Source organism: Frateuria sp. YIM B11624, assembly GCF_049727805.1.
Lineage (GTDB): Bacteria > Pseudomonadota > Gammaproteobacteria > Xanthomonadales > Rhodanobacteraceae > Frateuria_A.
Genome location: NZ_JBCNYA010000074.1, coordinates 1 through 379 on the forward strand (window position 1 = coordinate 1; position 379 = coordinate 379).

The window sequence follows — 379 nt, forward strand, 5'->3', positions numbered from 1 at the left end:
TAGCGGTCCGCTTAAAAAACAAAACCCCGGTGGTCCGAGGTTTCTGGAAACTGGAGCGGGAAACGAGACTCGAACTCGCGACCCCGACCTTGGCAAGGTCGTGCTCTACCAACTGAGCTATTCCCGCGTCAGAGTCGGAAAGGATAGCAGAACGCGGCCGGATGTGAAGGCCTCGCCGAGGTTTTTTGCCCGGCCCGGTTGCGCTGCCCGAAACGACGAAGCCCCGGCAGGGCCGGGGCTTCGAAGAGAAATCTGGAGCGGGAAACGAGACTCGAACTCGCGACCCCGACCTTGGCAAGGTCGTGCTCTACCAACTGAGCTATTCCCGCATCGGAGCCGCGCATTTTAGCGGCGAAAACGAACCCGTCAAGCCTCTGCG

2 tRNA genes are annotated in these 379 nt (G+C 60.4%); both read right to left on the reverse strand.

What is annotated here, in order from left to right:
* Positions 1-51: 51 nt before the first annotated feature.
* Positions 52-127: transfer RNA gene (locus AAIL17_RS18220), tRNA-Gly, on the reverse strand.
* A gap of 126 nt (positions 128-253) precedes the next feature.
* Positions 254-329: transfer RNA gene (locus AAIL17_RS18225), tRNA-Gly, on the reverse strand.
* Positions 330-379: the final 50 nt, after the last annotated feature.